Genomic DNA, 15,104 nt, shown 5'->3' with positions numbered 1-15,104 from the left:
ATGGCAAACCCTCGGCCCAAAGAAAAAAGGCGCCGCAGCGCCTTCTTCCTCATGCAACTGCCGGGCGAACCCATCACGCTTTCGCGCGCTTGCCTTCGACATCCGGCAGAAACACCGTCAGCATGCCGATCAGCGGCAGGAACGAGCAGACCTTGTACACATACGCGATGCTGGTGGCGTCGGCCAACTGGCCGAGCACGGCCGCGCCGATTCCGCCCATGCCGAACGCGAAACCGAAGAACAGCCCCGCGACCATCCCCACTTTGCCGGGGATCAGCTCCTGCGCATAGACCAGGATCGCCGAGAACGCCGAGGCCAGCACCACGCCGATGATCACGGTCAGCACGCCGGTCCAGAACAGATTCGCATACGGCAGCAGCAGCGTGAACGGCGCGACGCCGAGGATCGACACCCAGATCACATACTTGCGGCCGATCTTGTCGCCGATCGGACCGCCGATCACCGTGCCCGCGGCAACCGCCGCGAGGAACACGAACAGATGGACCTGCGCGGCCTGCACCGGCAGATGGAATTTGTCGATCAGATAGAAGGTGAAGTAGCTGTTGATGCTGGCGAGGTAGAAGTACTTCGAGAACACCAGCAGGATCAGCACGCCCATCGCGAACATGACCTTGTTGCGCGACAGCGTCGCGTGCCCGGCCACATTGCGCGCCTTCTTCACCGACGGATGCTGCTTGTACCAGCGGCCGATCTGCGTGAGCACGACGATCGCGACGAGCGCCGCCACCGAAAACCACGCGATGCTGCGCTGGCCGTGCGGAATCACGATCAACGCGGCGAGCAGCGGCCCGAGCGACGAACCCGCATTGCCGCCCACCTGGAACAGCGACTGCGCGAGACCGTGGCGGCCACCCGAGGCCATCCGCGCTACCCGCGACGACTCCGGATGAAACACCGACGAGCCGCAGCCGACCAGCGCCGCCGCGACCAGCAGCACGCCGAAACTCGGCGCGATCGACATCAGCAGCAGGCCAGCGAGCGTGAAGCCCATGCCGACCGGCAGCGAATACGGCTTCGGATGCTTATCCGTATAGATGCCGACGAGCGGTTGCAGCAATGACGCGGTGATCTGGTAGGTCAGCGTAATCAGGCCGATCTGACCGAACGACAACGAAAAGTTGTCTTTCAGCATCGGATAGATGGCCAGAATCAGCGACTGGATCATGTCGTTGAGCAGGTGCGAAAAGCTGATCGCACCGAGCACGGAATAGACCGTGCGCTGGACTTTGGCCGCCGGCTGCGCGGCGGCGGCGAGGTGGGCGGGATTGGCGGTACCGGCTGACGCGCCGGCAAGGGCGCTTTTTTCGAGGCTCGTTTCCATACGCTAGATGAGAGAGAAGGAAAAGGATGACGGGTAATGCATCGAGGCTGCCGGCTTAGGTTCATTGCTGGTTTCGATGCCGCGGCATTTCGACGCGGCGCCCGGCGCTGTCAGCTATTTGTCTAAGTTTAATGTGGCTTACATGAATTATAAGGACAAGTTTTGTCGCAAATCGGACGACTTTGGGTGTCGCAAATAGGTGGGGATCCGACGTTTTCGGCACCATGACGGTGCCTGGCGGCGGATGCGTGCCACGGATAGGCGCGGCTGGCAAGCCGTCTCAGAAATACGGTTCGGGCATTTTTGGCCATGTATAAAACGGTCGCGGGCGCGCGGCTTACGAGGCGGCGCTGCCCGGGACCGGGCGACACGCGGTCGGCATGAATGCGGGCGGCGCTAAAGATCGCAGACGTTTATGCCGTAGACCCGGAGAGATAGGAAGCAATGCCGGAACCGACCTTTTCGGCAGTTCGACACGTGGGGACTAGAAATATGAAAGCAGTTTCGCTGGGTGGCCAGACGGGCGCGGGCTTCGTACCGGAAGGAGAAGTGGCAGGCAAGTCGCAATCGCATGGGCAGGGCAGCCGGGGACGGGCTGTGCGGCTCAAGGGCTTGTCGGTGAAGGCGATGTTGCGGCTGGCGTTTGCGGTGCTGCTGATCGGCACGCTTGCGATCGGCGTGTTTTCGCTGACCCAGATCAGCCGCCTGAACGGTTCCGCGCAGTCCATCTACGACCAGGGGCACGTCGCCAGCCGCGCCGCCGAAGAGGCGCGCGGCCACATGCTGCGCGCGAGCCGCGCGCAAAAGATGCTGCTGACCGCGACCACCGCGAAGGAGCGCGACGAGCTCGGCGCCGACATCGACAAGGGTTTGAGCGGCCTTGCCGCGCAACTCGGCACGCTGCAACAGTACGTCGACGCCTCGGACGCCAAGGCGGCCGATCAGCAGAAGAAATTCGCCGCCGCCGTCGCGACGTGGAGTGGTCACTTGCGCGATTTCGTGACGCTGGTGAAAGCGCAGCCGCTCGATCTGTCGCAGATGAACTGGCAGGTCGGCACGCAGGATGTGTCGCTGCTGGTTGAAACCGGCAAGCTGGAAAAACTCGTCGACGAGCTGGTCGCGCAGCGCGGCACGGCTGCGAAGGCGACCATCGAGGCGTCGGGCTTTATCTACCACTCGTCGTTCGTGATGATCGCGGTGATGACGGTCGCACTGATCGCGCTGGCATTCGGCATCAGCGAGTGGGTGGTGCGACGCCTGGGCGCGCAACTCGGCGGCGAGCCGGGATACGCGAAGGAGATCGCCAGCCGGATCGCGGCGGGCGATCTGTCGAATCAGATCGCGCTGGGCCGCAAGGACAAGTCGAGTATGTTGTACGCGCTGCACGACATGCAGAGCGGCCTCTCGACCACTGTCTCCGACATTGCTGCGAGTGCTGACGCGATTGCGACTGCATCGGGCGAGATTTCGATGGGCAACCAGGATTTGTCGCAGCGCACCGAGCAACAGGCGATGGCGCTCGAGCGGACTGCGAGCAGCATGGAGCAGTTGACGTCGACGGTACGGCAGAACGCGGACAACGCGAAGCAGGCTAGCACGCTGGCTAATAACGCCTCGGAGATCGCGGAGAAGGGGGGCGCGGTGGTGGGGCGTGTGGTCGCGACGATGAATGAGATCAACGATAGCGCGCGCAGTATTGGCGACATCATCGGCGTGATCGAGGGGATTGCTTTTCAGACCAATATTCTGGCTTTGAATGCGGCTGTTGAGGCTGCGCGGGCTGGTGAAGAAGGGCGCGGGTTTTCTGTTGTTGCCGCCGAAGTACGGAATCTGGCTCAGCGGAGTGCGGCTGCTGCGAAGGAGATCAAGGGGTTGATTAGTACCTCTGTCGAGCGGGTGAGCAATGGGTCGACTTTGGCCCAGGACGCTGGGCAGACTATGGACGAAGTCGTTAAAGCCGTGAAGCGCGTGACCGACATCATGGGAGAGATTTCGGCTGCTTCTTCCGAGCAGAGTGCCGGGATTGAAGAGATTAACCTTGCGGTTACGCAGATGGATTCTGGTACTCAACAGAATGCCGCTCTTGTTGAGCAGGCTACTGCGGCTGCTCGGTCTTTGGATGACCAGGCGCGAGGGTTGAAGTTGATGGTGGGGAAGTTTAGGTTATAAGGTTTGTTTTTTTATTTGCCTGCGTGGCGCTATTGGCTGTACGCCTGCGGCGGTGGCCTTTCCTTGCTTTCTTATTGGTTTATTAGCGTTCCCCCTGTGCGGGGGAGCACCTACTTTTCTTTGCCTGCCGCAAAGAAAAGTAGGCAAAAGAAAGCGGCTTTACACCGCCAGCTTTGAAGCGGGTCCCCTGGCTTGGAGGAGGTAGCGGAGCATCTGGAATCGGTGCCCTCGCACACTTCGCGCTGGTGACAAGGCCGTCATGCTTCCGGCGGCGCTGCGCGCGCCGTAGCGGTACTTCAACAACCGCCCGCCGGTTTTGGCGCCCGCGCCCAGGTCGGCGCTGTGGCTCGAACTGCGTCCAAAATGACTCGTCCGCGCGTCCCCCATGCCTCACCACGGTGCTCGCGTTTTGCCCGGCGCGGCGGCCCGCCGTTGCGTCGCCAATCCTCACTGCCGTACCGGCGCTTCGCTCCACGTGATGGGATGCACTCGCACATTCGGGGCCCTCGCCGGGGTGAAGCCGATGGCTCGCATCACACGGAAGCGAAACCTCAGTGACAAACTAAATTTGGGTACCGAACCTGGCAAGTAGTCTGGAAACTACCGTGCGGCTTGCGTGTGAAAACGCGGGCGCCGAACCTCCCGCTGGTTTGGGGAAGTACCGCCACGGCGCGCGCAGCGCCGCCGGAAGTATGACTGCCTTGTCACCAGCGCTGAATGTACGAGAACACCGATTCCAGATGCGCCACTACCTCCTCCAAGCCAGGGGACCCGCTTAAGAGCTGGCGGTGTGAAGCCGCTTTCTTTGCTTACTTTCTTTGCGGCGGCAAAGAAAGTAAGTGCCTGCCCCGCACAGGGGCGACGCTAATAGACCACTAAGAAATCAAGGAAAGGCCAACGCCGCAGGCACACAACCAATAGCGCCGCGAAGGCAAGCAGAATCAGCCGGGTCTAACAACAACAGTACAAGTAATGCCTGCTGCAAGCACAACATCATCAGGCACAGAATCAATCCTCACCCGAACGGGCACTCTCTGTGCCAACCTAACCCAGTTGAAAGTCGGATTCACATCAGCCAGCAACTCGCGGCTTTCGGGATTATCCCGATCATAAATCCCTCGAGAGATGCTCTCGACATGCCCCTGGAGGGTGCCGCCACTCATCAGCCGAACTTCGGCCTTATCTCCAACGCGAACATGAGGAAGCTTCGTCTCCTCAAAGTACCCATAAACCCAGAAGGAATGACTATCGACAATAGCCAGCTTGGCAGAACCAGCAGTCGCATAATCCCCACGAAAAACATTGAGATTAGTGACATAACCGTCAACAGGCGAAATCACCCGCGTCCGCGCAAGATTCAGCCTGGCAGCATCAAGCGCGGCCAAAGCTTGCTGATACGCGGCATCAGCAGCGGAAGCCGTGTGAGTAGCATTCTCACGGCTTTCTTTGGACACGACCAAAGCATCCATATCCGCGCGCCGCTGCGCATCATCCCGTTTCATCTGCAACTCAGCCTTGCGCGCCGCAACCGCAGCTTGAGCCTGCTCGACAGCAATCTCATAGTGCGACGGATCGATCTGCATCAACAGATCGCCCTTTTTCACCAACTGGTTGTCCTTCACCGGCAGGTCGACAACCGCGCCGGAGACGTCAGGCGCAACATTCACAATCTCAGCGCGCACGCGCCCATCGCGAGTCCATGGTTCGTCCATGTAATGAACCCACAACACGCGTCCAATCAAAATCGCGACGATAAAAATAATCGCTGTCGCGATGAAGCCCACAATATTTCGGATGGTCATGTTTCGACTCTGATCAACGATAAACGGCGAGACCCAGCACGCCGCACACACACACGAGCAAGCTGGCCCGGAACAGGGATGGATGCCACACCACGCGATACAAGCCCGTATAGGCAATCGCGCGGTCCAACACCCAGGTAAGCGCGGCGCCCGCGATAAACAGCAGCACGATGGCCGGCACGTAGGCGTCGAAAACGGCAATATCACGTGGCATGACGAACTCCTTCAGACGCGTTGGCTCGTCCGCTCACCAGCGTTTCCAGCGGCGATTGCGGATCGAGCAGCGCGGTACGAATGAAATGCAGTTGACTCAGGATGCGTTGCAGTCGATGTCGCTCCTCACGCGGCGGCGTGAAAGTCGCCAGCATCTGCTGAACCGCGGCGATCGCGTCGATGGTCGCCGCCAACGCGCGGTCGAAGCGGTCCGCGCGCGGCCGCTCGAAGAGCGCGGTCACCGCATTGCGCATCGCCCGCAATGACACGCGCCACGGCATCGTCTTCGCATAGCGCGCGTCGGCGGGCAGCGCCGCCACTTCGCGGCGCAGATCGATCATCGCGTTGCCCACTTCGAGCACCGAGAACAGCCAGCGCAAGGTGTCGCGCTTGAGCTCAGGTTCGTTCTGCGCGAGCGCGTTGATCTGGAACATCAGATCGCGCGCGCCGCTCTCGAAGCGCGAACGCACCCGGCTCATGCCCGCGCGGCTCGCCAGCACCACCTGGCGGCGCAGGTCCATCAGCAGGCGATTGCGCAGCCAGGGCGTCGACGGCGGCAGCAGCACCGCAAAGGCAATCGACGACACCAGCATCGACAGCACCAGCGCTATCGCATCATTGATGAAGCCGCTCGGATCGTAGTGAATCACGTTGTCCGGGCCGGCCAGGAAACAGAAGAAGATGCAGTAGCCGACGCCGTAGCCGGCCAGCGACGGGCGTGTCGTCATGAATACGCCGAGCAGCAGGAACGGCGTGAGCGCGGCGCACAGCAGCGGAAAACCGTCGATGTGCGGATACACGCCGAACACCGCGATCATCCCCATCACCGAGGCGATCAGCGTGCCGCCGCCCATCTGGATCGCCGTGCGCATGGGATTCGGCGACGACGACGCCAGCGCGCAGGTCGCCGCCGCGGTCAGCACGAGCGTCGTGCCGCTCGGCCACGCGGTCGCGATCCAGAACGCGCCGAGCACCATCATGACGATGGCCGCGCGCAAGCCGGCTACGCCCGCTGCGATCGCATTGGTCTTCGGCTCGTAACGCTCGATCCAGCGTTCGCGCTCGTGCATATCGACGGCGAGCGACGCGTAAGTCGCCGCGTACGCGTGCAGATCGTCGACGAAGCGGTACAGCAGTTCGGCGCCGGTGTCGAAATCGAGCAGGGGCGCATCCGCATGCGTTTCCAGCGCGTCGCGCGTCGCGCGCACGCGCTTGGGCAACGCGGCTTTGTAGGCCTCGAGTTGCGCGGCGGCGTGGGCGGCGTCGGCGGCGCTCAGCACGGGTTCGCCAGACTTCGCGAGCTGCGGGGCGATTTCCTTGAAGTACGGTTCGAGCGCATCGATCGCGACGGTCGCGCCGTTCGTGTTTGCATCGCGCAGCCGGTTCATCAACTGATGCAGCGCATGAAAGCGCGTCGATGCCGTCATGAACTCGCTGTTCAGACGCGCCAGGCGCCCGCCGCGCATCCGCGAGTCGGGGCCTTCGAACACGGCCACGCTGCGCGCCGCTTCGAAACCGACGATGTCGGCGACAAAGCGCGCGTTGGTGGCCTCGATCTGCGCGCGGTCGTTGCGGCCCGCCAGCGATGCGGACACATACTCGACGAACGCCGAGAAGCGCGCGCGCACGGTGCTGCGCATCTGCAAGCCGGCATACTGCGGCAATACGAGGCCGCTGACCGCGCCCGCGCAGATGATGCCGACCACCACTTCGGCGACCCGCGTGAGGGCGCTCAGAAACGCGCCGTCTGGATGCTGCGAAGAGGGAATGCCGATCAGCGCGGCGGTATAGCCGGCCAGCACGAAACCGTAGGACTTGAAGTTGCGGTTGCGCGCGGCGCCCGCCGTGCAGATGCCGACCCAGATGGCGGTCGCGACAATGAACATTTCCGGCTGCTGCGCAAACAGGCCGATGAACGCGAGCATCACGACGAGGCCGATCAGCGTGCCACAGATCCGGTAGAAGCTCTTGGCGAACACCATCCCGCTTTGCGGCTGCATCACGATGAACACGGTGGTCATCGCGGTGCGCGGCTGCGGCAGGTCGAGCTTCATCGCGATGCCGAGCGCGAGAAAACAGGCCGCGAGCGCCTTGAACAGATAGACCCAGGTGCGGCCGTCGGCGCGGGCCCAGTCGGCGACGGCTGCGCAGAGCGCGGCGAACGAGCCCGGCTGCGAGGCGGGAGAAGGGGCGGCGGACATGGTTGGCTTCCTTACTCTGCCGCGTTCGCGTCTGAGGACGAGCGGTTTGTACTTGCCGCGACGCTCGAATCTGCCGCCGCTGCTTTCACTTTGCCTTTGCCATGCGCGGGCAACGTTTCGTTCGCCTGTGGACCGTTGGCCGGTTCGTCGAGGCCGCCGCCCAGGGCGGTGACCAGCGACGCATGCGCGCCGAGGCGCTCGGCCTGAATCTTCGCGACGCCTTCCTGCGCGCGCAGCAACTGGCTTTGCGCGACCAGCACGTTCAGATAGTCGGTCAGGCCGCGCCGGTAGCCTTCGCGCGACAGATCGTAGTTCTTGCGAGCCGCCGCGACCGAGCGGTCGGCGTCGGCTGCCTGGGTGCCGAGCGAGCGGATTCGCACCACCTGATCGGCGATGTCCTTGAGCGCGCTGACGATCGACTGGTTATAGCGATCGACGGCTTCGTCGTAGCCCGCCGACGCCGCGCCAAGTTGCGAGCGCAGCCGCCCGCCGTCGAAGATCGGCAGCGACAGCGCCGGACCGGCGCTCCAGCTATGCGACGGGTTCTTCAGAAACTGGAACAGCGGCCCCATCGCCGCATAACCGCCGATCGACGCCAGCAGATTGATGTCCGGATAGAAATCGGCCTTGGCGACGTCGACGCCGCGCGCCTGCGCCGCCACCGTCCAGCGCGCCGCGACCACATCGGGCCGGTGACCGATCAGATCCGCGGGCAGCGTGCCCGGCAGGCCGGCCGGCGCGTCGAGCGCGAGCGTCGGACGCCGGATCGAATCGCCCGCGCCCGGACCTTTGCCGGCCAGCGCGGCCAGTTGATTGCGGCCGAGCGCGATCTGCTCTTCGATCGCATCGATCTGACGCTCGTATTCCGGTAGCGGCGTTTCGGCCTGGCTCACTTCGAGTTGCGTGCCGATGCCGCCCTTCAGACGGCGTGTGGCCAGATCGGCGATCTGCTGCTGTTGCTGCAGCGTGGCCCTGGCGATATCGAGCAGCGCGTAGTTCATCGACATCTCGATGTACGTGCGTACCACATTGCTCTCCAGTTCGAGCTGGGCGGCGCGGGCATCCGCGGCACTCGCGTGAGCGGCGTCGAGCGCGCGTTCGGCGGCGTTCCTGTCCTTGCCCCAGATATCCAGGTGATACGAGAGCCCGAGCGTGCCGGTGTTGTTCCACGATTGCTCGCCCGCGAGCGGGCCCGGGCCGTAGTACAGGTTGTCGGCCCATTTCTGACGCTGGATCGACAGACTGCCGTTGACCTGCGGCGACTGCGTCGAACGGGCAACGCCCGCCATCGACACGGCTTCGCGCACACGTGCCTGGGCGACGGCCAGAGTCGGATTGCCCGCCTGCGCCGCTTCGATCCAGTCGTTGAGTTGCGGGTCGTTATAAGCGCGCCACCAGTCGGCGGCAGGCCATTGCGCGTCGGCATTGGCTGCCCGGATGGCGTTGCCCGCGTCGAGCGAGGAGGGCTCGATTCCGCTGGCTTGCGGCGCGATGCCTCCGGTACTGGCACAGCCGGCGATTGTTAATAGGATCGTAAGAACCGCGGCGGCGGCGACCCCTTTCAGTACCGGAGACTGCACGATTTCCTCCATAAATGACTATAGAACCTTGTGCGTCATTATATTTTTCGATTGATTGGGGAATAACCGGTAAAGATGCAAGGCATTTTTACGGATAATGTGATAATCGCCTTTGCGAATCGTGTAACAATCGCTTCCGATCACCAAGGAATGCTATGGATACGCTTCAAAACATGCGCGTATTTGTCCGCGTCGTCGAAGCGGGCAGCTTTACGGGTGCTGCGCAGCACCTGAACACGACCACGGCGTACGCATCGCGCGCGGTTTCGGATCTGGAAGCGCACCTGCGCACGCGGCTTCTGAACCGCACCACGCGCCGCATCGCGCTGACCGAGGCAGGCGAGCGCTATCTGCAACGCTGCGAACAGATCCTCGCGTACGTCGATCAGGCCGAAGCGGAAGCGAGCGACGCCCACGCGCGCCCGTCCGGCAAACTCAAAGTCCACGCGATGACGAGCTTCGGCCAGCACTATGTGGTGCCGGCCGTCGGCCGCTATCAGCAGCGCTATCCGGACGTGCATATCGAGCTCACGCTTGCGCAGCGCATGCCCGATCTGCTCGACGAAGGCTTCGACGTGTCGCTGACGCTCGCCACCGGTCTGCCGGACTCGGGGCTGGTGTCGCAGCGCCTGGGCAGCGCGTTCAGCATTGCGTGCGCGTCGCCGGCTTATCTGGAGCGGCACGGCGTGCCGCAAACGCCTGCGGACCTCGTGCGCCACACCTGCCTGCAGATGGTCACGCCGGTGTTTCCCACCGACAAATGGACCTTCGACGGCCCGAACGGCGAAGAAACGGTCGCGCTCGGCCCGGCCACGTTCCAGGTGAATGTTGCCGAAGCGATGGCGGTGGCGGTGTCGAGCGGCATGGGCGTCGGGCTGATTCCGATCTACTCGGCGATCAGCGGTTTGCGTAGCGGCAAGCTCGTATGGCTGCTGCCGGAGTACACGTCGCAGGAAATGAATCTGTATGCGCTGTATCCGTCGCGGCAATATCTGGACGCAAAAATCCGCACCTGGGTCGAATTTCTGCGCGACGAGCTACCCGCGACGCTGGCGGTCGACCAGGCCGAATTGCGCCAGTTCGCGCGCACCTGAAGCCGCGCCGAGCGGGCGGTTGACCATCGTTGACCATCGCCGGCGCGTTGGCGTGACAGCCTGTTACACAAGTGCCGCGTCGCAACATTTCCTTACTTCTGCGCCGCGGTCGATTTGCTAACGTGTCATTGATGCGCTGCCGGCTTCAGCCGGACGTGTTCAATCAGCCGCCGTTCGGCAAATCGCAATAACTGGAAGGACGAGGGATTCATGGATACGCATCTGATGATCGGCGTGGCCGTCATGTTGGGACTGATCGGAATCGCCGCATCGCGCGATTTGCTGCGCCGTTTGCGTGAACAGCAGCCGCAGCTGGTGCCGATCAAGGTCGAGCGCCCGGTGGATTTGTCTGCACAAAGGCGCGACCGCTGAGTTTAGCCGCGGCGCTCATCTGCCACGTTCAGCTATCGAGTTTTTACGATCGAAGCCGCGCTTTCAGTGCAGCGCTTCGATCAGACCCGGCTCATCATTGAGCGTGCGGTCCACCTCGGGGCTCACCCGATGCCAGCGAAAGCGCCCGGCGGGTACGCAGGCGCCGCGCGCGAGCTGCTCGAGTTCACCCGGCGGCAGCGCCGGATCCAGCCAGCGGCGCGCCGCTTCCGGCGCGAACACCAGCGGGCGGCGGTCATGAACGTCGATCAGGCCCGCGTCGGCGGTGGCTGTCACAATCACCAATCCCATGCCTTCTGTTTGCGGCTCGGTGCCGCGCACGCTAGATAACGCGGCGAGGTACATCGGCGCGGCGCTTTTCAGGTGCACGAAATAGGGTTGGCGGACCTTTCCGGCGCCCTGCGCTATGTCATCGCCGGTGTCCGTGCTGGGCGCCACTTCCACGCGCCATTCGAACCAGCCGTTCGCGGGCACCAATACCCGTCCGGTTTTCCACAGATCCTTGAAGTAGCGGGCGTTCGCCGCGGTTTCGGCGCGCGCATTGATCGTCTGCGGCAGATGCTGCGCGCGTGCCCAATCGGGGCAATAACCCCAGTGAATCGCACGCAGCGTTTGGTCGGGATAAATCGCGAGCGGATGCGTGCCGGGCGACAGGTTGTAGCCGGGGCGGCGGTCGGCTGCGTCGAACAGCATCAGCGGATCGCTGAGGCCAAGATGCTGCGCATAACGAAGCGGATCGCCGTACTGGCTGATTCGACCACACATGAGCGACCTCCTGCTGCGACCGATCTGACCGGCATGACTGGATTCGGCCGACGAGACCGATGCGGCCGGCACGTCAGTCATTACCCGGCCGACGACAACAGCGTAGTGCGTGCCGCGCAGCCTGGCTACCCAGATCGGCCCCAAGCCGACGTTAGATCTCCACCACCTTGGCCCAGTCGAACTGCGGATTTTCCAGTTCGCGGGTACGCCGGTCGAGATAGCCGCGCGGATTGCAGATCACGCGCGTGCCGTTCACCGTGTAATCGAACGACGTATGCGTATGTCCGTGAATCCACAACGCGACGGGCGCTCGCACCAGTTCCGGCAGATGACTGACGAAGCCGGCCGAGACGCGGTCTTGCGCGTAGCGCTCGGCCAGACTCAGCCGATGCGGCGCGTGATGCGTGACGACGATCGTCTTGCCTCCGAACGGTTTGGCCAGCTCGCGTTCGAGCCATGCGCGTGCCTGCCTGTGCAGCGCGAGGGAGTCGGCGGGTGTGAAATCGCGCGGAGAATCCAGCGTGTCGTGCGGCCAGTTCATCTGGATCAGGCCGCGGAAGTCGAGCATCACCCGGCGCGATGCTTCGATGGATTGGGCGAGCGCGGCTTGGTCGGCGCCGTATAACGCGAAGTCGGTCCATAAGGTCGTGCCGAGCACGCGCCAGCGGCCCTGTGGGTCGACCAGCGCGGCGTTGTTCAGCACGTGCACGTTGTCGACCGAGGCCGCCGCGTCGTAGAGCGCCGTTTCGAGTGCGCCGAATTCGCCGTCGTAGTACTCGTGATTGCCGGGCACGTAGATCACCGGCACGGCGCCGTCGAAAGTTTGCGCGGCCCAGCGCGGGCCGGCCGCGTGATTGTGGATGTCGCCGGCAAGCACGATCAGATCCGCCTGCGCATGCGGGATCAGCTCGGGCTCGTCATTCTCCAGATGCAGATCGGACAGCACTCGAATCTTCACGAACGGCTCCTGCGATGAGCCTCGAATCAGAGGCTTCAGACCTTAGCGTAGCACCTTGCCCGGGTTCATCAGATTGAGCGGATCGAGCGCGTGTTTGACGGCGCGCATCAATTGCACCTCGACGTTCTGCTTGTAATGCATCGCTTCGTCGATCTTCAATTGGCCGAGCCCGTGTTCCGCGCTGATGCTGCCGCGGTGACGGTGCACGTTGTCGTACACGAGCTGATTGATCGAGCTTTGAAACGCATCGAGGAACGCTTTCGCGTCGACGCCCTCGGGCGCTTGCACGTTGTAGTGCAGGTTGCCGTCGCCCAGATGGCCGAACGTGACCATCCGCGCGCCCGGCGCCGCCTGCGCGATCGCCGCGTCGGTTTCTTCGATGAAGTGAGCGATGCGCGAAATCGGCACGGCGATATCGTGCTTGATGTTCAGACCTTCTTCCGCCTGCGCGAGCGGAATATGTTCGCGCAGATTCCAGAACGCCCGCGATTGCGTGAGGTTTTCCGCGACCACCGCGTCTTCGACGAGGCCTTCTTCGAGTGCGATTTCCATCAGGCGCTCGAACAGGCCGCGCGCATGTTCCTCGCTTTCGCTGTCCGATAGTTCGAGCAGCACCACTTGCGCGTGCGGCTCGGCGAACGGATAGCGCATCTGTGCAAAATGCCGGCCGACCAGCCGCAGACAGAAATCCGACATCAGTTCGAAACCGGTCAGAAGCGGTCCGGCGACGCGTTGCGTCAGCGACAGGAAATCGAGCGCCGCATGCGGCGACGCCAGTGCGGCGAGCGCCGTGACGCGCGCAGCCGGCTGCGGATGCAGCTTGAGCACGGCGGCGGTGATGATGCCGAGCGTGCCTTCCGCGCCGATGAACAGATCGCGCAGATCGTAGCCGGTGTTGTCCTTGCGCAGTCCGCGCAGGCCGTCCCACAGTTCGCCTTGCGGCGTCACCACTTCGAGGCCCAAACACAACTCGCGCGTGTTGCCATAGCGCAGCACACCGGTGCCGCCCGCGTTGGTGGCGAGATTGCCGCCGATCGTGCAGCTGCCTTCGGCGGCGAGGCTCAACGGGAACAGCCGGCCCGCTTGCTCAGCGTGCTTCTGCACTTCGGCGAGGATGACGCCGGCTTCGACGGTGATCGTGTTGTTGTGCGGATCGATGTCGCGCACGCGGTTCAGGCGCCGCAGACTGACGACCGCTTGCGCGCCGCTCGCATCCGGCGTCGCACCGCCGGCCAGCCCGGTGTTGCCGCCCTGCGGCACCAGCGCGACGCGATGTTCGACGGCGAGCTTGACGAGCGCCGCGACTTCTTCAGGCGTGGCCGGGCAGAGCACCGTGCAGGCCGCGCCGGTGTAACGGCGGCGCCAGTCGGTGAGATAGGGCGCGGTGTCGTGCGGGTCGGTCAGTACATGGGCGGCGCCGATGGCGTCGCGGCAGGCGGTGAGAAAAACGGCTTGGGTCATGATGGTCGGTCAAGGTGTTCGGCGGATAGGTTACGTGGGAAGCACGGTCCTCATTGGGCGCTTCCCTTGGCCTGCTTTGCGTTCTGTTTTGCTGCCTGTTTTGCCGCGCGCTTGAACGGCGCGACATACGCGAGCGTGCAGACGAAAAAAACCACGGCGAGGGCGGCTTCCAGCCAGCCGAGGCGCGCACTCAGACCGTGGTCGCTCCAGCCGCGTACGACGCCCTCGGCAAAATACAGCAAGATCAGCATCGACGCCCATTGCAGCGTGTAAAGCCGGCGCCGCCAGACGCCCGGCAGCGCGATCAGCAGCGGCACCGCTTTGAGCACCAGCGCCGAGCCGCCTGGCCGCAGCGGCGCGAGCCACCATTCCCAGGCGACCGACAACACGATCAAAGCAAGCAGGGTGGCTGTGGCGCCGAGCGCGGCCGGGCGGTTTAGCGGCACGAGTGGGGGCATGGCGGTTGTGGTCGTTGGGCTGGCTGCCGCGCGGTTTGCCGCGTCCGGCCCGCCGCTCACGGACGTTCGCTCATCGACGCCGCCGTGCGCGCGACGCGTGCGCCCAAGGCGATCGCGAGCGTTTTTTCGTCGGCGGAGATGCCGTGTTCGGCGCTGCCCGCACGGGCGAAATGCGATGCGCCGTACGGCGTGCCGCCGGTTTGCGTGGTGCTCAGCGCGTTCTCGGTGTACGGAATGCCGACGATCAGCATGCCGTGATGCAGAAGCGGCAGCATCATCGACAGCAGCGTGGATTCCTGGCCGCCGTGCAAACTGCCGGTCGACGTGAACACGCACGCCGGTTTGCCCGCCAGCGCGCCGGACAGCCATTGCGGCGTGGTGCCGTCGAGAAAGTACTTGAGCGACGCAGCCATATTGCCGAAGCGGGTGGGCGAGCCGAGCGCCAGACCGGCGCATTCTTCGAGGTCGCGCAGTTCGACGTAGGGCGGGCCTTCGGCGGGAATGTCCGGCTGGGTCGCTTCGCAGACGGTGGAAACCGCCGGCACGGTACGCACGCGTGCCTGCATGCCGGGGACGCTGTCGACGCCGTGCGCGATCGCTAGCGCGAGCTCGCGCGTGGCGCCGTGACGGCTGTAATAGAGCACGAGAATGTCTTTCATAGGCCTCATCGG

The 15,104-nt window shown here is 63.7% G+C and carries 13 protein-coding genes; 3 read left to right on the top strand and 10 right to left on the bottom strand.

Features of this window, described 5'->3' with window-relative positions:
* Positions 1-73: 73 nt before the first annotated feature.
* Entirely contained in the window at positions 74-1,342 is a 1,269-nt protein-coding gene (locus tag AC3WOG_RS14895) for an MFS transporter (protein WP_492578708.1), read from the bottom strand.
* Between the two features lie 492 nt (positions 1,343-1,834).
* Here AC3WOG_RS14895 and AC3WOG_RS14890 point away from each other — a divergent pair, with 492 nt between their 5' ends.
* On the top strand, positions 1,835-3,511 hold the full coding sequence (locus tag AC3WOG_RS14890; RefSeq protein ID WP_492578707.1) for a methyl-accepting chemotaxis protein: 1,677 nt from the start codon (positions 1,835-1,837) through the stop codon (positions 3,509-3,511).
* Positions 3,512-4,452: 941 nt separating this feature from the next.
* Here the strand turns inward: AC3WOG_RS14890 and AC3WOG_RS14885 are convergent.
* Genes AC3WOG_RS14885 through AC3WOG_RS14870 form a run of 4 tightly spaced genes read right to left on the bottom strand, consistent with a single transcriptional unit; the run spans position 4,453 to position 9,307 of the window.
* Complete coding sequence (locus AC3WOG_RS14885; RefSeq protein WP_492578706.1) at positions 4,453-5,313, bottom strand: efflux RND transporter periplasmic adaptor subunit; 861 nt, start codon at positions 5,311-5,313, stop codon at positions 4,453-4,455.
* 13 nt (positions 5,314-5,326) lie between these two features.
* Complete coding sequence (locus AC3WOG_RS14880) at positions 5,327-5,527, bottom strand: DUF1656 domain-containing protein (RefSeq protein WP_120345994.1); 201 nt, start codon at positions 5,525-5,527, stop codon at positions 5,327-5,329.
* Positions 5,517-7,727 (bottom strand): FUSC family protein, encoded by a 2,211-nt coding sequence (locus AC3WOG_RS14875; protein ID WP_492578705.1) that lies wholly within the window; start codon positions 7,725-7,727, stop codon positions 5,517-5,519. Before AC3WOG_RS14875 ends, AC3WOG_RS14880 begins: the two co-directional genes overlap by 11 nt.
* Before the next feature lie 11 nt (positions 7,728-7,738).
* Positions 7,739-9,307, bottom strand: a complete 1,569-nt coding sequence (locus tag AC3WOG_RS14870; protein ID WP_492578704.1) for an efflux transporter outer membrane subunit — start codon at positions 9,305-9,307, stop codon at positions 7,739-7,741.
* Positions 9,308-9,462: 155 nt separating this feature from the next.
* On the opposite strand from AC3WOG_RS14870, the gene AC3WOG_RS14865 reads away from it, so the two are divergent.
* Positions 9,463-10,401, top strand: coding sequence for a LysR family transcriptional regulator (locus AC3WOG_RS14865; protein WP_492578703.1), 939 nt, complete (start codon positions 9,463-9,465; stop codon positions 10,399-10,401).
* A gap of 210 nt (positions 10,402-10,611) precedes the next feature.
* A complete protein-coding gene (locus AC3WOG_RS14860) occupies positions 10,612-10,773 on the top strand; it encodes a hypothetical protein (RefSeq protein WP_341314860.1) in 162 nt (53 codons plus the stop codon).
* A 63-nt stretch (positions 10,774-10,836) separates the two neighbouring features.
* On the opposite strand, the gene AC3WOG_RS14855 is transcribed toward AC3WOG_RS14860, so the two are convergent.
* The 5 genes from AC3WOG_RS14855 to wrbA form a co-directional block, all read right to left on the bottom strand.
* Positions 10,837-11,628 carry an SOS response-associated peptidase gene (locus tag AC3WOG_RS14855; RefSeq protein WP_492578702.1) on the bottom strand — a complete coding sequence of 264 codons (792 nt, stop codon included), beginning with the start codon at positions 11,626-11,628 and terminating at the stop codon, positions 10,837-10,839.
* Between the two features lie 79 nt (positions 11,629-11,707).
* On the bottom strand, positions 11,708-12,514 hold the full coding sequence (locus AC3WOG_RS14850) for a metallophosphoesterase (protein WP_492578701.1): 807 nt from the start codon (positions 12,512-12,514) through the stop codon (positions 11,708-11,710).
* A 42-nt stretch (positions 12,515-12,556) separates the two neighbouring features.
* Complete coding sequence (locus AC3WOG_RS14845; protein WP_492578700.1) at positions 12,557-13,975, bottom strand: FAD-binding oxidoreductase; 1,419 nt, start codon at positions 13,973-13,975, stop codon at positions 12,557-12,559.
* Between the two features lie 50 nt (positions 13,976-14,025).
* Entirely contained in the window at positions 14,026-14,433 is a 408-nt protein-coding gene (locus AC3WOG_RS14840; RefSeq protein ID WP_492578699.1) for a DUF2069 domain-containing protein, read from the bottom strand.
* A gap of 56 nt (positions 14,434-14,489) precedes the next feature.
* Entirely contained in the window at positions 14,490-15,092 is a 603-nt protein-coding gene (wrbA, locus tag AC3WOG_RS14835) for an NAD(P)H:quinone oxidoreductase (RefSeq protein WP_492578698.1), read from the bottom strand.
* Positions 15,093-15,104: the final 12 nt, after the last annotated feature.

This window comes from Paraburkholderia sp. FW306-02-B (genome assembly GCF_058782725.1).
The sequence above is the reverse complement of the archived record's forward strand: the minus strand, read 5'-3'. Positions and strand labels throughout refer to the sequence as shown.